The organism is Shewanella piezotolerans WP3 (assembly GCF_000014885.1).
GTDB classification, from domain to species: domain Bacteria; phylum Pseudomonadota; class Gammaproteobacteria; order Enterobacterales; family Shewanellaceae; genus Shewanella; species Shewanella piezotolerans.
The window spans coordinates 1,968,393-1,992,096 of sequence record NC_011566.1 but is presented as its reverse complement, the minus strand read 5'-3'; the positions used below and the strand labels follow the sequence as shown (position 1 = coordinate 1,992,096).

Sequence of the window (23,704 nt, the reverse complement as noted above, 5' to 3'; positions counted from 1 at the left end):
ATGAGCAAAAAACTCAATTTGGCAGCAATAGCAGTCGGTAGTGTTACACTTTTTTGTTTAGATATACCTATTTTAGCGGCAGAGCCCTTACCTCAGATCACCCCTGAACAGATAACCCTCCCCGTTGATCCCCACTATGACTGGCTACAACTGACATCTTTGGAGCTACTTAAGGGCGAGATTGTTAATCTCTATGATGACAAACTTGAATTTGATAGCGACGAACTTGATAGTGTATTTATCGATTGGGAGGACGTGAAAGTACTGCAAAGCAGTAGCATTGTCAGTATTGGGTTTACTGACCTCACCACTAAGTCAGGCAGACTGTTGATTAAAGATGGAAAGTCCTACATTAACGGTGAAGAGTTTGATAGTTCAAAAATAATGACCATCATTGCAGGGGAACAAACCGAAGCTAACTATTGGTCCAGTAAAATTAGCTTGGGCGCCAATTTTCGCAAAGGTAATACCGATCAAATAGATTATAGTGCGATTGCTAAAACAAAACGCCGTACAACCCAATCAAGGTTTAATCTAGATTATATCGGCAATTATTCAGAGACTGATGGCGAAAACAATATCAACAACCATCGTATCAACAGTAACTTTGACTGGTTTATCTCTAAACAGTTTTACCTTCGCCCAGTATTCGCTGAGATCTACATTGATCCATTTTTGAATACCGATTACCGAGTAACTATAGGTTCCGGTCTTGGTTATAATATTATCGACACCCCAAAAACAGAGTGGAGCGTCAGTGGCGTCCCCGCTTATACATTAACTCGATTCGATACCGTTGAAGTTAATGAAGATCAAAGTGATAGCAGTGCAACATTAGTAATTGAAAGTCTATACGACACCGAAATATCATCAGACATAGATTTTAACGCACTATATCGATTGCAATACGGTAACGAAACTTCAGGCGGCTATACTCACCATGCTATTGCAACGTTAGAGATAGAATTAACAGATATGTTTGACCTTGACCTGTCACTCGTGTGGGATCGAACCAACAACCCCCAGCCAGACGCTAGCGGACAAACTCCAGAGCCCAATGACTATCAGTTTATTATTGGCTTTGGTATCGATCTGTAGCGCTGCCATAAAAACATGCCTAATAGCTAAACCCGCATCACTGGGCACGACATGCGAAGATAACGATATCCAGCACCATCATGGCGCATTGTAATACCAATTACATTAAGTATTTGGCCAGTTCAGAGCCCCTCAGTCTTTTCAATTCAAAGCGCTTTGGTAAAGAAATGTTTATTCCCTTTTAAGCTAATGCAAAGCAGAAGTGGAAAGACTGAGGTGCTCACGAAGTGCGGGGTTCAAAACGTTGTATTCTTCATTATAGGATTTGGATATACGACTAAATGGATTTAGGAGGTACGAGACCAAGGATGGTCGAAGGTAGAATAATGCAGGAGCAATTATCGAGAGCGAAGCAGGATGCCAGAGCCGAGAATAACTATTAGCTCAAATCCCACTACTTGCCTACAGCGTTTTGAATTCCCGCTGAATGGTCAAACTTTTAATGCAATTGGTATAAAAACCTGATTAAGAGTAAGTAGCGTCACGATACCCCCTGCTACTTAAAAAGCTCAATATTTGGCTTTCCCTACCGTTAATAACCAGCGCTTAGGTGTCATTTGTTAATGACATTTTCATAAGCCTCTGTTTCTGTATTAATTTAACAATATTCTGCACGGTAAAATAAAATCGATAAAAGATTACCAGCACAAAAATAATACAGTCGTTTGAATTGCGAGCTCTTCATACTAATTTTCAACAGCTAACGGCATGCTTTGCGTTTAATTATGGTTTAAAAACCATTTGATAACACAATGCTGCAAACTTGTTGTCCGAATTTCACATTGCTTATCTGGTACGTCAGTGCAATCTAGATAGCGCATAATAAAAATAATTCTGGAGATGCTATGCTCAACAAGAAACCTTCATGGCTAATGCCATCACTCCTCGCCACTGCAGTCGCAATAAGCTTAGGGGCTTGTTCTTCTGATGATGACGACACCACCACAAAAATTGAAACCCCACCCGTTGTGACACCTGAGCCTGAAGGGCCTTCATTTCCTGAAGGGGCAATAATGATTGAAGATGGTGAAAACCTCACTATCCGCATTCAAGAAGCACTCATTAATGCCCAAAGTAACGACGTTATCGTTCTGCCAAAGGGCACATTTGAAATTGAATCAACGCTACTCTTCGATGGTGATGTGGACGGCGATGGCAGCTTTGCTAAAAACATAACCATTATGGGTTATGGCCAAAATGAAACGATTCTTGATTTCTCTAAAGCTAATTCCGGCGATGGTATATTCGTTCAGAATGCTGTGAATATTATTATTCAAGATCTGTCGGTCAATGAAGCAAAGAATAATGGTATCAAGCTTAAAAATACCAACGGTATCATCTTGCGCCGTCTGGCAACAATTTGGGAAGGTGAGCTTGATGAAGGCAACGGCGCGTACGGCCTATACCCGGTAGAATGTGAAAATATTCTCATTGAAGATACCTATGTACGTGGTAGTGCCGATGCGGGTATTTATGTCGGTCAATCGCAGTACATCGTGGTAAGGCGAAACATTGCAAAAGAAAACGTTGCGGGTATTGAGATAGAGAACTCAAAATATGCAGACGTATACGATAACGAAGCGATGGGCAATACCGGCGGTATTCTAGTGTTTGATCTTCCAATCAATAACCATAGATATGGCTCTAGCGTTAGAATTTTCAATAATAAGGTCTACGATAACAATACCAAGAACTTTGCCAATGCTTCCGCCAATCCAGCAGGTGTTCACATCGTGCCACCGGGCACGGGTATGATTATCCTTTCAACTGACGATGTTGAAATATTTAATAATGAAGTCACCAACCATGACACCATGGGGATCACCATTTCAAGTTTCTTCATTGCAGAACCTGATATGAATGCATTTGTCAGTAACTATGGTCAACCTGGGCAGCCGATAGAAGATGGCTGGCGACCCACCCCGCGTAATATTTATATCCATGATAACGTCATCACAGGGTACGGCCAAAAGCCAAATGGTTACCTCATTGATGACATCATTAAAGCTTACCTATTCACTCACGGAGCTTTTCCGGGCGTGTTATACGACGGCTTAGGCGAGATGCTCTCTAATAATGGGACTGCGGCTTATCTAGGATTACAGGAGATGCCATTTGCAGCTGACGGCAGTGACAATGTCTGTGCCAGCGATAATGGCGACGTCTCTTTTGGTCGATTATATGCTAATGAAAATACCGATATTTCAATTCCTGAAGTCCTGTATGAAAAGACTCAAGATAAGCTCATGAGCTGTGCTCAGGTAAGCTTACCGGTGCATACCGTCACCTTTGGCGATCAAATCTTTGGCTGTGGCGTCGATGACGATGTTGAAGGTTGTGACGGTGGTAACTTAGTTGGCGGTGGCGGCTCAATAGGAGAAGACGAAGGCGGATTAATCGGTGATGGTGATTTAGCCCTGTGTAAAGCTGAAGGTAATAATGCCTCTTGGGAAGCTTTGCTTAAAGCAAACTGCCCTAATCTATCAGACTACAATCTCTTTGCAGATGCAAAGAACCCTGACGATGCGCCTAACTCTGGCGGTATACCTTATGACTTAAATACACCACTGTTTACCGACTATTCAAGCAAGTATCGTTATGTATTTGTACCTGAAGGCCAAAAAGCAGACTACTCGGCAATGGAATCACTGGATTTTCCAGTGGGAACCGTTCTAGTTAAAACCTTTGCCCTTCCCGCAGATACTAGCAAGCGTGGCCTAGACAACGAAGATTTAGTAGAAACTCGATTACTCATACATCGTGAAACGGGTTGGACTGCACTGCCTTACGTCTGGAATGCTGAAAAAGCAGATGCTGTACTTGCAAAAGCAGGCGCAATTCAAGCAAAGAAAGTCATGCATAACGGTGAGTCAATGGACTTTGATTATGTCGTACCAAGCATGAACCAATGTAAACAGTGTCATCAGTTTAAACCCGACGCTGATAGTCCAGCTAAGTTTGTCCCTATCGGGCCAAAAGCTCGCTTACTTAACAAGGATTTTGCCTACAGCGACGGCAGCATGAATCAGTTATTGAAGTGGCAAGCAGCGGGTATTTTGCAAGGCGTTCCTGATATCGCCACTATCGATACTGTTCCAGCATACAATGACGGCGATGAATCGAGTGTGAGCAGCTTGAGCGATGATGCATTAATGAAAACAGCTAAAGGTTACTTAGACATAAACTGTGCTCACTGTCATCGCCCTGAAGGTAATGCCTCTAATACCGGTTTAAAGCTGGAATACTGGAGAGCATATGCTGAAGATGCAGGCTTATCACACGGTACTTGTAAGTCACCTGTTGCTTATGGTGGTGGTTCTCTAGGCTTTGATATTGTTCCAGGCAGCCCTGAAGAGTCTATCTTACATTTCCGTATGGAAACCAACAATCCAGGTGACAGAATGCCTGAGATTGGTCGTAGCCTCTCGCACGCAGAAGGTGTTGCGCTAATCAATGAGTGGATTAAGCGCCTACCAAGCGCATCTTGCTCAAGCTAAATGGAATGACTTAAGAAGGCCGGCTAATCCCGGCCTTTTTTATTCCATCAATTCAGCGAGTTTGTCGTGTGAGTGTTATCAAGTAAATTGATTGGGTAGCTTATGGGTAAAATCACAATATTTATTTTAATCTTGTCGTTAAGCGCGTGCGGTGGCTCAGATGATTCAACTGAGCAAGTTATTGAACAAACACCAACAACGCCAGATGTGCCAGTAACGAAGCCTCCAGCCTCAGTCTGTGATAACACAACAAGTGAAGTTAACTGGGATGCCTTAATGACTGAGGACTGCACAAGCCTCTCCCAATATGGACTATTTGTAGATCCGAGTGTGCCGACATCCGATCCGGTAACGCCAGGAATGGCGTACCAGCTATCAACGCAGCTATTTTCTAATTACGCCAACAAGCACCGCTTTATTTTCCTGCCTCAAAGCAAACAAATTAGCTACCACCCTACAGCAACCTTTGAGCTTCCAGTAGGCACGGTACTGGTGAAAACGTTCTCCTTACCTTTCGATACTCAAGTCGGCGGCGCCAACAATGAAGTACAAATAGAAACTCGGTTACTCATTCATCGAGAAGTTGGCTGGACTACCCTGCCTTATGTTTGGAATGGTGCAGAGGCAACACTGCAGCAAGCAGGGTTAGATGTGCCCCACAGCTTGAATCATCAAGGTGTGAGAGAGGTATTCGATTATCATGTTCCTAGTCGAGCCGAATGTAAAATATGCCATCAATCTACGCTTGGCAGTGACAGTCAAAGCGCACTTATCAGGCCCATAGGCATCAAGGCCCATCTACTAAACCGTGATATCAGTTATCAAGGTCAAAGCATCAATCAGCTGCGGCTATGGCAACAACTCAATTTGTTAAACGGCTTACCCGCTCTTAGTGACGTGGGAATAACTGCAGAAATAAACGATCAAAGCGCTTCATTAACATCGCGAGCAAAGGGCTATCTGGATATAAACTGCGCTCATTGCCATAACGCAGATGGATTTGCCAGCATCTCGGGTTTACGTCTTGGCTTTTATGTTGATCATACCAGCTATCAATATGGGATCTGTAAACAGCCTCCTGGTTGGGATGGTGGAAGCAAAGGCTTATCTTATGACATCATTCCAGGTGACGGTGAACATTCCATCCTGGTTTATCGCCAAGAACTCAATCAAGCTAAAGACAGAATGCCGCCACTTGGACGGGCCATTGTGCATACCGAAGCAGTTGCAGTAATTAAAGAGTGGATTGACGCAATGCCAGCTGATATCGGTCATTGTCAGCATTTATGAAACTTAGGAGTAAAGCAATGATTAACAACTGAGCGACTCAATTCAAAGAGCCGCTCGCTTTGTCTTTACCTCGATTAAGGCGGTGAAAATGCCCGGGAGGATGCCCTATCCAATGCTTAAAACTCTGCCTAAAGTGGCTAACATCACCAAAACCCATCAGATCTGCTATCGACTCAATTGAGCGTTCACTCGACAAAATAAGATCGATTGCCATTTGGCAACGAACTTGATCAACCAACTTCTGATAACTTGTGCCCGCGTTCGACAACCGACGTCTCAATGTGCGACTACTGATATTTTGCGCCAAAGCCTTCGCATCCATACTCGGCAGTTCAGGTGCACTTTCTCTTAACTCTGTTAAGAGCAATGATATATAGGAATGACTAGGGTCGACAGTAATACAGGGCTCAGTGGCAGCGAAAGAGAAAGTAATGGGTAAACTCAACAACTGATGCTCAATAGACCATTCAAAAAATTCGGCATCAAAGCGAACTGACGCGCCTGTGCATGAAGCTAAAAAGTCGGCACAGCGGTTAGGTTCAGCCAAAGCGATCTCTTTGACGTTCACCTCAATGCCCGTCAACTCTCGCGCAAAGGTCATCAAAGATGCAATACTGTGCTGAAACTGGCAACTGTATTTATTAACGTCGAGCTTGTTAGTATTGAGCCATCTAACCTTAAGTAAACCCTCTTCGTTACGGATTAACGTATCAGAAAAACTCCCCACCAGTTCTGGGTGTGCAATGACAAACTCAAGGCATTCTCCTAAGGTTGTATACTCAGTGAGATATCCCAATAAAAAACCCAAATCTTTTACTTGATAGTCACTGGCCGCTTTAGCACCGACCTCAGGATCTTGACTTAAGTTCTGCAAAAACGTCATGGCGTAGTCGACTTGCCACACATAGACAAATTGGCTATGAACCAACTCATTTTCACCAACGCCTATCTCTTGGCACAGTTGTTCTACAGCCTCTATACCAAATTGTTTCTTCAAGTAGCTGAGCAGGTTTCTTAATTCATAAGCAGGATAAGACTGATCGCCAACCATCAGGTGTGGTTTGTAGCTGCAAGTTTTATGCATTGCACTCCGCTAAATTAGTGAGTTTATAACTATATTTTTAGCGGATTTAGTTGTTAATTAATAGCCTATATTTAAAATTAGCGACAAAAAAACCTGCATCTGCAGGCTTTTTATCTAGTTTACTTTTGCGACAACTATTTAAGCGGCTGGTTCTTTTCTGCAAATTTGTTAAAAATTGCATTGAAAGACAAAGATGCACCATGGGCAATCTTATCAGACAGCTTCTTCTTAAGCTGGTAACTCACTTTAACGACAGTGCGCTCGTTGGCAAGCTTTAGGATCACATCATCACTGGTTGCCACTTCATCAATCAAGCCAAGCTCAATTGCTTGCTGACCATACCAATGCTCGCCAGTAGCCACTTTAGCAATATCAAGTTCTGGTCTGTACTTAGAAATGAACTCTTTAAACAGCACATGTGTCTCTTCAAGCTCTTTTTGGAACTTTTCACGCCCTTCATCAGTATTCTCACCAAAAATGGTCAGAGTGCGTTTGAAGTCACCCGCTGTATGCTGCTCATAATCAATGTCATGCTTCTTGAGCAAACGATTAAAGTTAGGCACTTGAGCAACTACGCCAATAGAACCGACAATAGCAAACGGCGCTGCGTACACCTTGTTAGCCACACAAGCCATCATGTAACCGCCACTAGCAGCCACTTTATCGACACAGATTGATAACGGAATTTCGGCTTTTCTTAAGCGGTCGAGTTGGCTCGACGCCAAACCATAGCCATGCACCATACCGCCGCCACTTTCAACATTAACAATGACTTCATCGCCTTTGTCGGCAATAGTTAAAATCGCACTTATCTCTTCACGAAGAGAGGCAACTTCTCCAGCATCAATGCTGCCCTTGAAATCGATGACAAAGACCTTAGGATCATTCGCTGGCTCTTTAGCATCTTTTTGGGCTTTCTCTTTGTCTTTCTCGTCTGCTTTTACTTTTTTCTCATAGGCTTTAAACGCCTTCTTTGACAACAACTCTTCTTTGAGATCATGTTTCAGTGTTTTTAAGTCATCACTGATATTGGTAATTTTCAGTTCACCTTTCTCAGTTTTGTGTTTAATCGTTGATGCTAAAACCACAATCACAACAGCCAGAATCGACACGACTATCGTCACCGCTTTGGCTAAAAACAAGCCGTATTCGTACAAAAATTCCAAAATATTCTCCAACTAAATCGATTGTTGTTCTCATTTAAACCAATTGCATTAAGTATTTGGCCAGTTCAGATTCCCTCAGTCTTTTCAATTCAAAGCGCATTGGTAAAGAAATGGTTATTCCCTTTTAAGCCAATGCAAAGCAGAAGTAGAAAGAATGAGGGCCTCACGTAGTGCGAGTTTCAAAACGCTGTATGCTTCGCTATGGGATTTGGATATAGAATAACTATTAGTTCAAATCCCACTACTTGCCTACAACGTTTTGAATTCCCGCTGAATGGTCAAACCTTTAATGCAATTGGTATTATTGCCCGCTATTCTAGCAGCCTATGTCGCAATTAAAAGTGTAATTAAAATTGCCAATAAAAAACCCAGCAAAAGCTGGGTTTTTTAAGCTGCTAAACAGTCAATATTACATACAAGGTTGTACTACCATTTTCGCTGCATCGGTGCCAACAACCAAACCTAAGTAGATAGTTGGGCTAACTGCATCAGGTAAACCAGCACTGTATGAGAAGAATGCTGCTTGTGTTTGCATCTCTACCGTCGCTACATCTTCAAGTCCATCTGTAACCCCGTCAATTGGGCTAGGGTCAATAATTGAACTGTGATGCCCTTTAGTAAACCTCACAACACCAGAGCCTACAGTGGTGCTATCTACACAGGCAAGACCTAAGTTTTCAATTAGCGGCTCAGTACCAGAAATTGGGTAGCCAGGTACACGGTTAGGCAAAACTTGGTCAGGCAAGCTGTTAGCACCATCGCCAACCACTTCAATTAAGTGAATAGGCAAACCCGTAGCTTTAAGCATCGCAGCATGGTTAATCGGGTCTGCGCTATCAACCGCAGTTTGCACAGCAAAGGCAAACGTTGGCAAGAAGGCGTCATAAACCGACTTAACCAGTGCATCGTACTCAGGCGTTCCGACTTCGTAGCCAAGATCTTTATTTGCTTCTTCAACTAACTCAAGGAAAGCATCCGTCGTGACGATGTTGTCAAATAACAATGGACCAAAAGTCGCTGAACCAATAAAGGTACCCGCAAAGCCGCCTGATGGTGCGACAAGTGACGCAGCATTGAGCGCATAAACAGAACTCAAGTCAGCACCGCTTGGATGAGTCAGTCCCGTACTTGCGTAAGTCGCAAAATCAGTACCGACAATTGCGCCAAGACTTAAACCTTGTGCACTAATTTGGTTATTATCAAATACCTGTGGAGCACCAGCTGCAGCCAATTGTCCAGCATAACCAGTAAGCGCTGCACGTACGGCTAAATGATCGAAAGTTGCTTGGCGGAAGTTATCACGCACACTCAAAGTACTAGCAATGTTAATAAAAGCTAATGGATTCCCTAGAGAGAACAGTGTTTCATCGCCAACAACTGCGCCGTAAGCAGGATCTGAAGCCGATACAGTATATGCTCCAGGAACAATTAGGTCCTTTCCAAATGAACGTGCACCGTGTAGTGGCATATCGATAGCAACCGTTGCCACACCTAACTCACCATAAGTCCCCGCGTACGCAAAGGCCATCTCTTTACCGCCACCAAGACCATGAAGCGCCATCGTTGTTGGCCAACCTGTTGCTGGTGCAGGGGCAAAGTTAGGTACAGTCATCTGTACAGGAACTGTTTCATAGTTTTTGATTTGTGGGATTGGGTTGTACTTGGTTAAATGTCGAGCCTTATCTGCTGGCGTACCATCATCTAAATTCCATAATTTACCCGCAAGCATAGTTGGGTCGCTTAATGCTGCAACGGGATCTTCAATGCCATTTGCAATCGCTTGAGCAAAGTAGTTTTCTTGACTCAAGGTACCCATTTGTAATGCCAGCAAAACAGAAACAGGACTATCGTAAGCAGCCTTCCACATACCATTAATCGTTGGGTTTAGATCTGCATCTAAACACTGGGTAGACGAACAATCACCGTAAACGGGTAATTTAAGTTCTGCTTTCCAAAGGTTAACTTTACTCGCACCTGCATAAGCAGGATGCTCTGGCGGCATCATTAATGCCTGTGCCAACGTATAACCAGTATCTGTAGGTGGCATTGTAAACTCTGGTTGGTAGCCAGGCTGCCCTGCAATTAGCAACTTTGAAACTTCATAAACATCGGCAACTGACTGCGTGGTAAATAAACCAGAATAACTTACTGATTCAGCATCCGGCCCACCCGCTGCAGCCATACCTTTTTCATAGCTATTGACAGCCGCTTGCAACAATAATTGCTCAGGTGTTTCTAACGGTTTAGTGTCAATATCCAATTTTAGCAATGAATAGGTCGCAGATGGTGCTATTGCGCGACCTGCTGAATCTTGGACAAGGTTGGTTGTCGCATAAATATAAGATTGCTTAGCCTTTAAAGGTTTAAGCGGTACGATAACGACGCTATTTCCAGAGGTTGTGGTAATAAAGTCAACGCCAAATTGTAGCTCTTCACCCACTTTACAAGCGGAAACATCTGCTGCACTGGTACACTCAGGATCTGATGATAACGCGCCACCGACAGTGGCTTCAAACATTCTCACCGCGCCAGGCTGTTCAACCGATGACTTACTCAAAGTTAATACCGTACCGTCATTATCGGTAGCGGGGGCAACCGCAATAGAAATAGGCGCTGTTGTTGACCAACCGTCTAATGCACCAAGCGCCATAGAGGGGTCAGTGTAGTCACTGCTGCCATCAGCCGCTTCATCAGGAATATTCAATGTGCCATCGAGCGTGCCACTAAAAAGAATGTCATTGGGTAATGGTAGTTCACCGTTACCAGGATCAAAGACCATAACTGATTGAGGGACCAATGGTTCCGTTTTGTCGACTAATTCGTTATAACTGTCTTCACTACAGGCGGTGAGACCCAATGCAGATGTGATTGCGACACCTAAAAAGAGCTTTTTCATCTTTTTTCCCCAAATCTTGTTGTAATAATTTTGTTTTCTCTTGGAAATTGGTCACAATAGTCAGCAATGTATGACCAATAGGGCTTATTGTTAGCCCTTAACTCAGTTCAAGTTAACGCAAAATTATTGACTTAGCTACATTTTTGTCACATTGCGTTAGCGAATAGCTGGGCAAAAATTAATCGTTTGTTTAAAACAGCTGTTTACCATATCAGCGACTCTAGAAGTGACGGGCGTTTGAGCTCAGAGGAAGTATTAACTCATGTTGGAATATCAAGCTGCAAAAGATTTACTAAATGGTAAAGTTATATTGGTAACCGGTGCCGGCGATGGCATAGGAAAGACTGCGGCGCTAACATACGCGCAGCACGGTGCAACGGTCATTCTTTTAGGTAAGACAGTAAAAAAACTTGAAGCCGTCTATGACCAAATTGAACAGGCTGGTTATCCAAAACCAGCCATTGTCCCGCTCGATTTAAAAGGTGCGACAGAACAAAACTACCTCGATATGGCAGAAACCATTGAAGAGCAGTTTGGTCATTTAGATGGATTACTGCATAACGCCAGCATGCTAGGTGTGCTTGGGCCGTTTGAACATATCACCATGAGTTCAGTTGAAGAGGTATTCAAAGTTAACGTAATTGCTGAAATTATGTTAACAAAGGCGCTATTACCAGTGATGCGCAAGTCTGAAAGTGCTTCTCTTATTTTCACTTCTAGCAGCGTTGGTCGCAAAGCCCGTTCATTCTGGGGCGAATATGCAATGTCAAAATTTGCAACGGAAGGCATGATGCAGGCGATTGCACACGAGTATGAAGGCAGCAATATTCGCACTAATAGCATAAATCCAGGGGCGACTCGCACCGGTATGCGTGCTAATGCTTATCCAGCAGAAAACCCACAGTTACTCAAAAAGCCTGAAGAGATCATGCCAACGTACCTTTACCTAATGGGGAAAGACTCGGCAGACATCAATGGCCAGCAGCTTAATGCTCAATAATATCAACTCCATTAAAGAGTTGCTCATTCAGCGGGAGTTTAAATCACTTTAGACAAGTAAGTGGCTTATCGCTAATAGCTATTCTATATCGAATGCCACATGCGCTGTATTAAGTGATTTCCCCATGCCTTAAAGATCAGCGGCACGTTGTGAGCGTCTCAGGACTGAGTATATCCTTAATGGAATTGGCATAATCATTAAGTTCATAAATAAAGCCATAAAAAAGGCCGCTTATTAGCGGCCTTTTTTAATGTCACAATACTTGAAGCATAACTCGTGCTTAAGAGCGACTGCGGCTCGGCTTATTAGGCGTTGCTGTCGCTTTATGCTTACGTACTGCACGGCGTATTTTAGCGCCACGCACTTTTGCACGGGCAACACTGTGTTTGTCAGTGCCTAAAATACTGCGAGTTTCTTCATCCATGCCAGCTGTTTGACGCAAGTAGTTAACCTGCTCAATAGGCAATTCAATCCAACCACCACGAGGCAAAGATTTCGGTAACTCAATCATGCCATAGCGGATACGGATAAGACGGCTAACTTGCACTTCTTGAGATTCCCAAAGACGACGCACTTCGCGGTTGCGGCCTTCAGCTAAACTGACATGCCACCACTTATTCATGCCTTCGCCACCTGCTGCTTTAACTTTATCAAAGCTAGCTGGGCCATCTTCCAAGGTCACACCCATACGCAAACGCTGGATACACGCATCGTTCACTTCACCAAAGGTACGTACCGCGTATTCACGCTCTACTTCATTTGAAGGGTGCATTAATCGGTTCGCTAATTCACCATCAGAGGTGAATAACAACAGCCCAGAGGTGTTGATATCCAAACGCCCTACCGCAACCCAACGTGAATCTCGGGTTTTAGGTAAGCGGTCGAATACTGTAGGTCGACCCTCAGGGTCTTTGCGGCTACAGATTTCACCCTCTGGCTTATGGTAAGCAATAACACGACAAACCACATCTTCTTCAGACTTGATCGAAATGGCGCGTCCATCGATACGCACTTTTACATCTGATTCAACGCGATCGCCAAGACTTGCGATTTCACCGTCAACACTAATTCGACCTGCAGCAATCCATGCCTCCATCTCACGACGGGAGCCATGGCCTGCTCGGGCCAAGACTTTCTGCAATTTTTCACTCATTAGTAGACTCTTCTATTTTTTCTGGTGCACTTTTCACTGTCGAAAAAAGTGCATCCAATGATTCAGGATCTGACAGCGACGGAAGATCCGTGATGCTGTCCAACCCGAAGTATGACAAAAACTCTGTGGTCGTCGCATAAAGTGCCGGTCTCCCCGGTACCTCTTTATGCCCCACGACTTTTATCCAGTTTCTGTCGTTTAAACTCTTAATAATTTGACTGCTGATAGCAACGCCTCGAACAAACTCTATATCGCCTCTAGTAACAGGTTGTCGATAGGCTATCACCGCCAATGTTTCGATGGTTGCGCGCGAGTATTTAGGCGCTTTTTCTTGCCATAATGGCTGCAAGTACTGGCTTAGTTCAGAGATAGTCTGAAAACGATAACCGCCAGCCACTTTAATCAGTTGCACCCCACGCCCTTCATAATCTTGCTGCAACTCTTCAATCGAAGCCTTAATTTTAGCACGAGACACAGTAAACTCAGCCAGTACTGTCTCTTTAAGCGCCTTAATCGTCATTGGCTTTGCCAACACGAAAAGGCTCGCTTCGATTAATTGCTTTAGCTGCTCTGGATTAATCTGTGACAACGAAATAGATCCTTAATACGCTCTAACATGTATAGTCGAAAAAGGCTCAGCTTGTACCAGTTCCACCAACAATTCTTTTACCAACTCCATTAACGCTAAGAAACTCACCACCACGCCACTGCGTCCCTCTTCAAAGTCAAATAAAGCTTCAAAAGGTAAGTAGGTTTGCGCGTTTAGCTTGGCTAAAATTTGTGTCATTCGCTCTCGAGTTGAAAGTACTTCTCGAACAACATGATGACTTTCAGTCGCTTCAATACGTTTAAGTACTGAAGAGAAAGCACGTGCAATCTCGGTTAATGAAACTTCAGGAGGTAATAATTCAGGCTTTATATTGGCTGCTGGAACCGCTTTTGCTTGAAATATGTCCCGCTCCATTCTCGGCAGAACATCTAACTTTTCCTGCGCATCTTTAATCACTTCATACGCTTTTAGCTGACGGATTAACTGCGCACGAGGGTCTTCTTCATCCTCATGTTCTACATCAGGTTTTGGCAGTAATAACCGCGACTTAATCTCAGCTAGAGTCGCTGCCATAACCAAGTAATCAGCCGCTAATTCGACTTTGGCCCCCTGAAGTAGATTGACGTATTCTAAATACTGTTGCGTTATCGCAAATATCGGTAGGTCAACCACATCAAGTTTTTGTTTGCGAATGAGATAAAGCAGCAGATCCAGTGGCCCTTCAAAGGACTCAAGAAAAACTTCCAATGCTTCGGGGGGAATAAAAAGATCCTTCGGCATCACCTTTACAGGCTCACCTTGCACCATGGCTAAAGGCAATTCTTGTACAATTCCCTCCATCCAACTACCCACTCTATTTCGCAAACGCGCGATTATACCCGTAAACAGCTATTGTTTAAAGTGATTATCGTCAACGGGCACTCCTAAAGAAAAGAACTCACATCCCCAGCGCCTTCTCGTATCACCTCAATGTCACCTTCTGACATATCGATAACCGTGGTCGGTTTCTCACCTAAATAACCGCCGTGGATAATCAAATCAACTTGATGTTCCAAAACATCGCGAATATGTTCAGGATCAGACTCAGTGAACTCTTCGCCTGGCAAGATCAAACTGGTCGACATAAGAGGTGCATCTAGAGCTTCTAACAGCGCTAGCGCAATCACGTTGTCAGGCACACGAATACCAATAGTTTTCTTCTTCGGGTTTTGCAAACGTTTAGGCACCTCTTTAGAGGCTTTAAAGATAAACGTATACGGTCCAGGCGTATTGTGCTTTAACACTCGATAAGCTTGGTTATCAACTCGAGCATAGGTCGCAAGCTCAGATTGATCACGACACATCAAAGAAAAGTTATGGTCGTTATCTATCTGTCTAATTCGTGCAATTCTGCTCATTGCATCTTTGTCGCCCAATAAACAGCCTAAGGCATAACCTGAATCTGTTGGGTAAACAATAACGCCACCCTGTTGAATAACATTTACCGCTTGGCTTATTAAGCGTGCTTGAGGGTTTTCCTCATGCACATAAAAAAACTGACTCATTGCGCTTCCTTCCATTTATCTGACTGCCAAACCCAGTTAACACCTTGGGGTTGGAACATATTCTTACCAAGTTCTATCCAGCTTCCTGGAAAATGAAAATCACTTCCTAGTGAGCACATCAAATTGTTCAACACAGTGAGTGCTATCAAATTATTTCTATCCTCAATGGTCTGTTGACCTAGCACCACCTCAATGGCATCGCCGCCTGCTTCTTTAAACTCTCGCACTAAACGCTTAAGCCATTTAGCCGATAGCTTGTAACCGCTTGGATGAGCCAGCACAGCGACGCCGCCTGCTTGATGGATAATATCAATCGCGCTGGCCATATCGCCCCAATTATTGGGCGCGTATCCCGTTTTGCCGCGTGCTAAATACTTCTTAAACACATTGGCTGTGGTAGTGGCATAACCCTTCTCTGCCAACCAACGAGCATAATGGCCACGGCTAATCGCGGCATCGCCAGCATAGAATTTTGCGCCTTCATATGCTCCCTCGATACCCGCTTTGGCCAGACGCTCACCAATTTCAAATGCTCGGGTCGCTCTTAATTCACGCTGATGCGAAAGAAAATCGACCATCGTTTGGTTTTCAATATCGATATTAAGTGCAACAATATGAATGTCGAAGCTGTTCCAACGGGTTGAAATTTCAACCCCATTAATCAGCTCCAGCGGCGTTTCATGGTTATTGTTGTATTGGTGGGCTTCAGCCAAGCCATCGGTTGTATCATGGTCGGTAATCGCAAAAACTTGCACACCTTTGCTGATAGCACGTTCGATCAATTCTGAAGGGGTGAGTTGGCCATCTGATGCGGTAGTATGGCTATGCAGATCAACCAGTTTTACTTCACTAATATTTTCATCTTTCATCCCCTTATAATACTTGAGTTTAACCTTGAAAGGGGATTTAAATAGCCGTTTTGTAATCAACTTGGTTAATAATGCCAACAAAGCAGGATTAGATGTTATCAACAGCAGTGATATTCTCCAACAATAAAGCACTACAATACAGGGTTCAGTCTGCCTCTTGCGTTGCTTTTTTAAGTATCACTTTTATAGAAAGCGACACACTTTGCTGCACTTTGTGAAAAAAGCATGATGAATTCACATAAATTTTACGCTAACCGCCCGTGATATCGGTCAGATCTGCTTTTTTCATTATCTTTTCTCAAAAAGAGCAATATTCAATTGACAGCCTTTGTCTGCAAATGTTTTTATATAGCCACGACGACAAACTAGATTGAATTTTAAATGACACAGTTTACAACTTTCCAAAACATTAATTGGTGGTGGCACTTCCCAAATTAGCGGGTGGTGTGAAATTCTGTGCTCAATCAGTTTGAGACAAGATTAAACAAAAAAGCCCGCACAATTGCGGGCTTTTTTGTATCTAAACCACAGCGGTAACGTTTTATACAAAACCCACAAGCAGCAGGCTCTTGATTTTTAAGTATTAAAAAGAGATATAACAATGAATAACCCATTATTCCCTACGGCAGGAGCTTAGCATGGCAGTAAAAGATATCGCTACAGTCGTGACTAATAAGCAGTCACTTGCTTACCATGACGATCCGCTACGTTTGTATCAGCATGTGACCAATGACGCGCCACATACTATGTTACTTGAGTCTGCTGAGATAGAAAGCAAAGACCATCTGAAAAGTATTATTTTGACCCACGCAGCAATGATGATCCGCTGTGATGGCTACCAATTAACTTTTACTGCTTTCACCGATAACGGCCAAACGCTACTGACACCAATTAAAGCCTTTTTTACCGAGCACTATGCCGCGGTAGAAATCGATCAAGCCTCCACAACAGCGTTAACAGTTAAGCTGTGTAAAGACAGTACACAACTCGATGAAGATGCCCGCTTAAAAGCCACCTCGCCACTCGATGGCCTGCGTATGCTGGTGCAGCATATTCGTTGCAACGATACGCCGGCTTTCGAAGACCTGTTTTTAGGAGGAGTGTTATCCTACGATTTAATCGATACCGTCGAGCCGCTACCTTCTGTTCCCGAAGGCGACAATAACTGTCCTGACTACTTGTTCTATCTCGCTGAAACGCTGATTTTAGTTGATCACCAGCAGCAAAGTGCCGACATCATTACCCATCAGTTTGCCGCTGCCAATACAGTAATAGCAAACACGCTTGCTGCACGCATGGATGAGTTACAACAAAGCTGCACCTCACTCACCGCTATCGCAGAGCTCAAAACCATTGATGCCGACACTCAAGTTAATATCTCCGATAGCGAATTTAAGCAAACCGTTAATGATTTAAAGCAGCACATTATTGCAGGCGATATCTTCCAAGTAGTGCCATCGCGTAGCTTCAGTCTGCCCTGCCCCAATACACTCGGCGCATATCGTGCACTTAGACTGACCAACCCAAGCCCTTACATGTTTTACTTTAGAGGCGAAGGTTTCACCCTCTTTGGCGCCTCACCTGAAAGTGCACTTAAATATGAAGCCAGTACCAATCAAGTTGAGATCTACCCTATCGCAGGCACCCGTAAACGCGGTAAAACAGCCAATGGTGAAATAGATTTTGACCTTGATAGCCGCAACGAGTTAGAGCTACGTTTAGACAAAAAAGAGCTGTCAGAGCACATCATGTTGGTTGATTTAGCAAGAAATGATGTTGCCCGCATCAGCCAAAGCGGCACTCGCAAAGTGCCAGAGCTTTTAAAAGTTGACCGCTACTCCCACGTTATGCACCTTGTTAGCCGTGTCACAGGTCAGCTTAGAACCGACTTAGATGCGCTGCATGCTTATCAAGCCTGTATGAATATGGGCACATTAACGGGTGCGCCCAAAGTTAGCGCAGAGCAACTCATTCGCAGCGCTGAAAAGACTCGCCGTGGCAGTTACGGCGGCGCGGTGGGTTACCTCAACGGTTTAGGCGATATGGATACCTGTATTGTTATTCGCTCCGCTTTTGTCAAAGATGGCACCGCCTTTATCCAAGCAGGTGCGGGCGTGGTCTTCGATTCCGATCCGCAAGCCGAAGCCGATGAAACCAGACAAAAAGCCCAAGCAGTCATTTCAGCCATTAAAATGGGAGGTGGATTATGAAGATCTATTTACTCGATAATTTCGATTCATTTACCTATAACCTTGTCGACCAATTTCGTAGCCTTGGCTATGAAGTTATCATCTACCGCAACGATGTAGATGCCGACTTTATTGCAGGCAAGTTACTCAACGAAACTACGCCAGCCGCCTTGGTGTTATCACCAGGACCCGGTGCACCACATGAAGCGGGCTCGCTAATGACATTGATCAGCAAAGTGGCAGGTAAAGTCCCCATGCTCGGGATCTGTTTAGGTCATCAAGCATTAGTTGAGCATTATGGCGGTAAAGTGGAGCGTGCCCAACAAGTGGTGCATGGCAAAGCCAGTCCGACAGTGCATAACGGACAAGATATTTTCGCTAACCTGCCATCTCCCTTGCCTGTTGCACGCTATCACAGCCTCGTGGCGACAGACGTTCCAGCGTGTTTAGAAGTGATTGCCACCACTGAAGATATGCCAATGGCGATAATACACCGCCAAGATAAAGCGGTTGGTTTTCAGTTTCATCCAGAATCGATTCTCACCACCCTTGGCAGCCAGTTATTAGTGCAATCACTGGAATACTTGGCACAATCTTTAGCGCAGACAGCGACCACAAAAGAAGCAACACTTGACGTAAAAGGACAAACATCATGAGCCAACTAATCGACAATGCCCAACTGCTAGAGTCACTTTACCGTGGTGAGAGCTTAAGCCGCCAAGATGCTAAAACGCTTTTTAGTACTATCATTCAAGGCGAAATGAATGAAGTCACCATGGCTGGAATGTTGGTTGCGATGAAAATGCGCGGCGAAACTATCGATGAAATATCAGGTGCTGCAGATGCACTTCGAGCCGCAGCAAAACCGTTTCCGGCTCCAAGTGAAGCAACCGTTGCACTAGGTGTTGTTGATATTGTCGGCACCGGCGGCGACGGACACAACACGATTAACATCTCAACCACTGCAGCCTTTGTTGCCGCTGCGGCAGGCGCAAAAGTTGCTAAACATGGCAATCGAAGCGTGTCGAGTAAATCGGGCTCATCCGATCTACTCGCGCAGTTTGGTATCGATTTAACCATGGCTCCAGCAACCGCCCGTGACTGCCTAGATGACTTAGGTTTGTGCTTTTTATTCGCGCCGCACTACCATGGCGGCGTGGCTCACGCAGTCCCAGTGCGCCAAGCACTCAAAACACGCACTCTATTTAATGTGCTAGGGCCGCTTATCAACCCATCACACCCCGACTTTATGCTATTAGGCGTTTACAGCCCAGAGCTTGTTGCACCTATCGCACAAGTCGTTAAAGCGCTTGGCATAAAGCGCGCCATGGTGGTGCATGGCAGCGGACTTGATGAAGTCGCCCTGCATGGCGACACTTTAGTGCACGAGCTAAAAGATGGTGACATTACTGAGTACCGAATCACTCCAGCAGATTTAGGCGTCCCAGAAGCAAAGTTGACCGATTTAGAGGGCGGCGCGCCAGAGGAGAATGCCGAATTTACTCGCGCTATATTGCAAGGTAAAGGCCGTACGGCGCATATGAATGCCGTTGCGATTAACGCAGGTTGCGCCCTGTATGTTGCTGGTGTTTGTGATTCAGTCAAAGCCGGCACGACATTAGCGCTGGCGACCATTAACAGTGGTAAAGCCTTCCAATTGCTGACAGCACTTGCCGACGCTAGCCAAGCAGCAAAAGGAGTTTAGCGTGAGCCAACTAACGAACATAAACAACGATCGCGATGTAAGAGACACCCCAATGGCCGGTAACACCCAAGAAAAAGAGAGCAACGTGCTCACAAAAATAGTTGATACTAAAGCCGCTCACATGGCAGCCCTAAAGCTGCGTTTTCCCGAAGAGAGCTTATCACCAAAACAGTCAGACAGAAGTTTGTATGATGCACTGAAAGCCCCCAACGCAGGCTTTATCTTAGAGTGTAAAAAAGCCAGCCCATCAAAAGGGTTAATCAGAGACGTATTTGATGTCGATGCCATCGCCGATGTTTACAACCATTACGCTGCGGGGATCTCAGTGCTCACCGATGAGCAGTTTTTCCAAGGTGATATGGACTATATTCCCAGGGTGCGCGCCCGAGTTAAGCAGCCTATTTTGTGTAAAGACTTCTTTGTCGATACATACCAAATAAAACTCGCAGCGCACCAAGGTGCCGACGCTATTTTGCTTATGCTTTCAGTACTTGACGATAACCAGTACCAAACACTCGCAGAAGAAGCAGCAAAATATCAGTTAGATATTTTAACCGAGGTCAGCAACGAAGCTGAATTGACCCGCGCCATTGCGCTAAATGCCGCAATCATTGGCATCAATAACCGTAATCTAAGAGACTTATCGACAGACTTAGCCACCACTGAAGTGTTAGCCCCACATATTCCTGCAGACCGTGTGGTGATAAGTGAATCAGGGATCTACAATCAAGCGCAAGTGCGCCGTCTAGCACCGCTCGTTGATGGTTTTTTGGTCGGCAGCTCGTTAATGGCTGAAGATAACTTAGACTTAGCCTGCAGAACACTAACCTTAGGCCACAATAAAGTGTGCGGATTAACTCGTATTGAAGACCTAATCGAAGTGGCACAGCAAGGCGCGGTGTACGGCGGACTCATTTTTGCACAAAAGTCGCCACGAGCAGTCACTAAGGCAAAAGCACTTGAGCTAGTCACAGCATTAGATGCCACGACTTATAAGCTTAATTTGGTGGGTGTTTTTGTTAACGAAAATAGCGATGAAATTGCCGCTATTGCAAAGCAATTAGGCCTTTATGCAGTGCAATTGCACGGCGCAGAAACCTCCCTTGAAATTGACGCGCTAAAACAGGCACTCGTTAAACAAAACAGCCAATGCCAAGTTTGGAAAGCGGTCGCTATTGATAGTAGCAATAACAATGCCGAGCTAAATGTACCCAGTAACGCCGACCGCATTTTGTTTGACAGTAAAAGCAATGGTCAATTTGGCGGCACTGGCCAAGCCTTTGATTGGCAACAGTCACTGCCGAATCGCAGCGATGCGCTGCTTGCCGGCGGCTTAAGTGCAGACAATGCCAAACAAGCAGCTAGCCAAGGATTTTACGGGCTCGACTTTAACAGCGGCCTCGAGCAGAGCCCTGGCATTAAAGATCATCAACTGATCAGCCAAACTTTTGCCAAGTTACGTCAATACTAGATCCACCACTAACGACAGTACTAGTTACGGTGCGAATAAATCGAATCCCACGTGATGCTAATAACGTTAGCATCACGTTAGAAATGAAAGATAAAGGACCATATTATGAGTAAGTTAAACCCCTACTTTGGGGAATACGGCGGCATGTACGTACCGCAGATTTTAATGCCAGCACTAAAACAGTTAGAAACAGCCTTTATCGAAGCGCAACAAGATGAAGCGTTTCAAAAGGAGTTTACCGACCTGCTTAAAAACTACGCGGGCCGTCCAACAGCACTCACACTCACACGTAACCTCAGCCCTAATCCACTGGCAAAAATCTACCTCAAACGTGAAGACTTGCTCCACGGTGGCGCTCACAAAACCAACCAAGTGTTAGGCCAAGCCTTGCTCGCAAAACGCATGGGTAAGAAAGAGATCATCGCCGAAACGGGTGCTGGCCAGCATGGTGTTGCCACCGCACTTGCTTGTGCGCTGCTCGACTTGAAATGCAAAGTGTATATGGGCGCCAAAGATGTTGAGCGCCAATCACCTAACGTATTTAGAATGAAGCTAATGGGCGCTGAAGTTATTCCTGTCACTTCAGGTTCTGCCACCCTAAAAGATGCCTGTAACGAAGCGATGCGTGACTGGTCAGCCAGTTACGACAAAGCGCACTACCTGTTAGGCACCGCAGCGGGGCCACACCCCTTCCCGACTATTGTACGTGAGTTTCAGCGTATGATTGGCGCCGAAACCAAACAACAGATCCTTGAGCGTGAAGGTCGCCTACCCGATGCCGTTATCGCTTGTGTCGGCGGTGGTTCAAATGCTATCGGAATGTTTGCAGACTTCATCGATGAAGAGGAAGTGGCATTAATTGGTGTTGAACCCGCGGGTAAAGGTATCGATACCCCAATGCATGGCGCGCCGTTAAAGCATGGCAAAACCGGCATATTCTTTGGTATGAAAGCACCATTGATGCAAGACAGCGAAGGTCAAATTGAAGAGTCTTACTCTGTATCAGCTGGTCTCGACTTCCCATCAGTTGGGCCGCAGCATGCACACCTTGCCGCAACGGGCCGTGCAACTTACGAGTCAGCAACTGATGATGAAGCATTAGAGACATTCCAACTACTCGCCCGTAGTGAAGGAATTATTCCTGCGCTAGAGTCAGCGCATGCACTTGCTTATGCCGTCAAGCTTGCCAAAGCGGCAACCAAAGAGACCTTACTAGTCGTCAACTTATCTGGTCGTGGTGACAAAGACATTTTCACCGTGGCTGACATTTTAGAAAAGCAGCAAGCAGACAGCTCAACAACTGAGGAGAGTGGCAATGAGTAATCGTTATCAGGCAGCCTTTGCCGCACTAGATAAGAAAAACCAAGGTGCATTTGTCCCCTTTGTCACTTTAGGCGACCCATCACCTGAATTGTCTTTAAAGATAATCGATACCTTAGTAGAGAATGGCGCTGATGCGCTAGAGCTTGGCTTCCCATTTTCTGATCCACTGGCCGATGGCCCGGTGATCCAAGGTGCTAACCTGCGCTCACTCGCCGCAGGTACAACCCCGTCGCAATGTTTCGACATGCTAAGCGCTGTGCGTGCTAAATACCCAGACTTACCAATTGGTTTGCTACTGTATGCCAACCTGGTTTACGCCAATGGGGTTGACGTTTTTTATGCCAAAGCGCAAGCCGCGGGCGTTGATTCCGTACTTATCGCCGATGTGCCAGTAGAAGAAGCCGAGCCATTCATTACATCGGCAAAAGCGCATAACGTCGCGCCGATATTTATCGCACCACCCAATGCTGACAGTGAAACACTACAACTTGTGAGCGATAAAGGTGAAGGATATACCTATCTGTTATCGCGCGCAGGGGTGACTGGTACAGAATCAAAAGCCGGTATGCCAATCACTGATATTCTAAACCGCCTGAAAGAGTTTAATGGCGCACCGCCGCTACTGGGCTTTGGTATTGCAGAGCCTAAACAGGTCAAAGCCGCCATTGATGCAGGGGCAGCTGGCGCTATTTCAGGCTCAGCGGTCGTTAAAATCATTGATGCCAACAAAGACAATGAAGCGCAGTTGCTAGCCGCACTTGCAGAGTTTACTCGCAATATGAAGGCAGCGACGGCAAGGTAAAGGCGAACGCCTAGCTCCTCACAATACCAAAAGCACGGCAACTCAATAGCTGCCGTGCTTTTTAATG

Annotated in this window: 18 protein-coding genes and 1 other annotated feature; of the genes, 10 read left to right on the top strand and 8 right to left on the bottom strand. The window is 45.0% G+C overall.

Going from position 1 to position 23,704, the window contains the following annotated elements; genetic code table 11:
* The 3 genes from SWP_RS08575 to SWP_RS08565 all read left to right on the top strand — a co-directional run bounded on the left by SWP_RS08575 (nt 1) and on the right by SWP_RS08565 (nt 5,885).
* The gene (locus SWP_RS08575) at nt 1–1,098 is read left to right on the top strand and encodes a DUF481 domain-containing protein (protein WP_020912071.1); all 1,098 of its coding nucleotides are present in this window, start codon (nt 1–3) and stop codon (nt 1,096–1,098) included.
* Between the two features lie 845 nt (nt 1,099–1,943).
* Complete coding sequence (locus SWP_RS08570) at nt 1,944–4,595, top strand: parallel beta-helix domain-containing protein (protein WP_044555798.1); 2,652 nt, start codon at nt 1,944–1,946, stop codon at nt 4,593–4,595.
* 102 nt (nt 4,596–4,697) lie between these two features.
* Nucleotides 4,698–5,885 carry an SO2930 family diheme c-type cytochrome gene (locus tag SWP_RS08565; protein WP_020912068.1) on the top strand — a complete coding sequence of 396 codons (1,188 nt, stop codon included), beginning with the start codon at nt 4,698–4,700 and terminating at the stop codon, nt 5,883–5,885.
* A gap of 37 nt (nt 5,886–5,922) precedes the next feature.
* On the opposite strand, the gene SWP_RS08560 is transcribed toward SWP_RS08565, so the two are convergent.
* From SWP_RS08560 to SWP_RS08550, 3 genes are all read right to left on the bottom strand, one after another.
* Entirely contained in the window at nt 5,923–6,969 is a 1,047-nt protein-coding gene (locus tag SWP_RS08560) for a helix-turn-helix domain-containing protein (protein ID WP_020912067.1), read from the bottom strand.
* A gap of 134 nt (nt 6,970–7,103) precedes the next feature.
* On the bottom strand, nt 7,104–8,135 hold the full coding sequence (sohB, locus tag SWP_RS08555; RefSeq protein ID WP_020912066.1) for a protease SohB: 1,032 nt from the start codon (nt 8,133–8,135) through the stop codon (nt 7,104–7,106).
* A gap of 409 nt (nt 8,136–8,544) precedes the next feature.
* A complete protein-coding gene (locus SWP_RS08550) occupies nt 8,545–11,031 on the bottom strand; it encodes a VolA/Pla-1 family phospholipase (RefSeq protein ID WP_020912064.1) in 2,487 nt (828 codons plus the stop codon).
* A gap of 262 nt (nt 11,032–11,293) precedes the next feature.
* Between SWP_RS08550 and SWP_RS08545 the strand changes: the two genes are divergently transcribed.
* Entirely contained in the window at nt 11,294–12,031 is a 738-nt protein-coding gene (locus tag SWP_RS08545; protein ID WP_020912063.1) for a YciK family oxidoreductase, read from the top strand.
* 280 nt (nt 12,032–12,311) lie between these two features.
* On the opposite strand, the gene rluB is transcribed toward SWP_RS08545, so the two are convergent.
* The 5 genes from rluB to rnm form a co-directional block, all read right to left on the bottom strand.
* The gene (gene rluB / locus SWP_RS08540) at nt 12,312–13,184 is read right to left on the bottom strand and encodes a 23S rRNA pseudouridine(2605) synthase RluB (protein ID WP_020912062.1); all 873 of its coding nucleotides are present in this window, start codon (nt 13,182–13,184) and stop codon (nt 12,312–12,314) included.
* Nucleotides 13,177–13,773, bottom strand: coding sequence for an SMC-Scp complex subunit ScpB (gene scpB / locus SWP_RS08535; protein ID WP_020912061.1), 597 nt, complete (start codon nt 13,771–13,773; stop codon nt 13,177–13,179). The genes rluB and scpB overlap by 8 nt, the downstream gene beginning before the upstream one ends.
* A 12-nt stretch (nt 13,774–13,785) precedes the next feature.
* Nucleotides 13,786–14,574: a segregation and condensation protein A gene (locus tag SWP_RS08530; protein ID WP_020912060.1), complete on the bottom strand. Its 789-nt coding sequence runs from the start codon at nt 14,572–14,574 to the stop codon at nt 13,786–13,788.
* A gap of 83 nt (nt 14,575–14,657) precedes the next feature.
* Complete coding sequence (locus SWP_RS08525; protein ID WP_020912059.1) at nt 14,658–15,278, bottom strand: L-threonylcarbamoyladenylate synthase; 621 nt, start codon at nt 15,276–15,278, stop codon at nt 14,658–14,660.
* The gene (gene rnm, locus SWP_RS08520) at nt 15,275–16,147 is read right to left on the bottom strand and encodes an RNase RNM (RefSeq protein ID WP_044555797.1); all 873 of its coding nucleotides are present in this window, start codon (nt 16,145–16,147) and stop codon (nt 15,275–15,277) included. The genes SWP_RS08525 and rnm overlap by 4 nt, the downstream gene beginning before the upstream one ends.
* Before the next feature lie 408 nt (nt 16,148–16,555).
* Nucleotides 16,556–16,665 (top strand) — a sequence feature (Trp leader region).
* A gap of 120 nt (nt 16,666–16,785) precedes the next feature.
* Between rnm and SWP_RS08515 the strand changes: the two genes are divergently transcribed.
* From SWP_RS08515 to trpA, 6 genes are all read left to right on the top strand, one after another.
* The gene (locus SWP_RS08515; RefSeq protein ID WP_020912056.1) at nt 16,786–18,357 is read left to right on the top strand and encodes an anthranilate synthase component 1; all 1,572 of its coding nucleotides are present in this window, start codon (nt 16,786–16,788) and stop codon (nt 18,355–18,357) included.
* Nucleotides 18,354–18,992 carry an aminodeoxychorismate/anthranilate synthase component II gene (locus SWP_RS08510; RefSeq protein WP_020912055.1) on the top strand — a complete coding sequence of 213 codons (639 nt, stop codon included), beginning with the start codon at nt 18,354–18,356 and terminating at the stop codon, nt 18,990–18,992. The genes SWP_RS08515 and SWP_RS08510 overlap by 4 nt, the downstream gene beginning before the upstream one ends.
* On the top strand, nt 18,989–20,041 hold the full coding sequence (gene trpD / locus SWP_RS08505) for an anthranilate phosphoribosyltransferase (RefSeq protein WP_020912054.1): 1,053 nt from the start codon (nt 18,989–18,991) through the stop codon (nt 20,039–20,041). The genes SWP_RS08510 and trpD overlap by 4 nt, the downstream gene beginning before the upstream one ends.
* 52 nt (nt 20,042–20,093) lie before the next feature.
* Nucleotides 20,094–21,512 carry a bifunctional indole-3-glycerol-phosphate synthase TrpC/phosphoribosylanthranilate isomerase TrpF gene (gene trpCF / locus SWP_RS08500; protein WP_020912053.1) on the top strand — a complete coding sequence of 473 codons (1,419 nt, stop codon included), beginning with the start codon at nt 20,094–20,096 and terminating at the stop codon, nt 21,510–21,512.
* Between the two features lie 105 nt (nt 21,513–21,617).
* Nucleotides 21,618–22,835: a tryptophan synthase subunit beta gene (trpB, locus tag SWP_RS08495; RefSeq protein WP_020912052.1), complete on the top strand. Its 1,218-nt coding sequence runs from the start codon at nt 21,618–21,620 to the stop codon at nt 22,833–22,835.
* Nucleotides 22,828–23,637: a tryptophan synthase subunit alpha gene (trpA, locus tag SWP_RS08490; RefSeq protein ID WP_020912051.1), complete on the top strand. Its 810-nt coding sequence runs from the start codon at nt 22,828–22,830 to the stop codon at nt 23,635–23,637. The genes trpB and trpA overlap by 8 nt, the downstream gene beginning before the upstream one ends.
* Nucleotides 23,638–23,704: the final 67 nt, after the last annotated feature.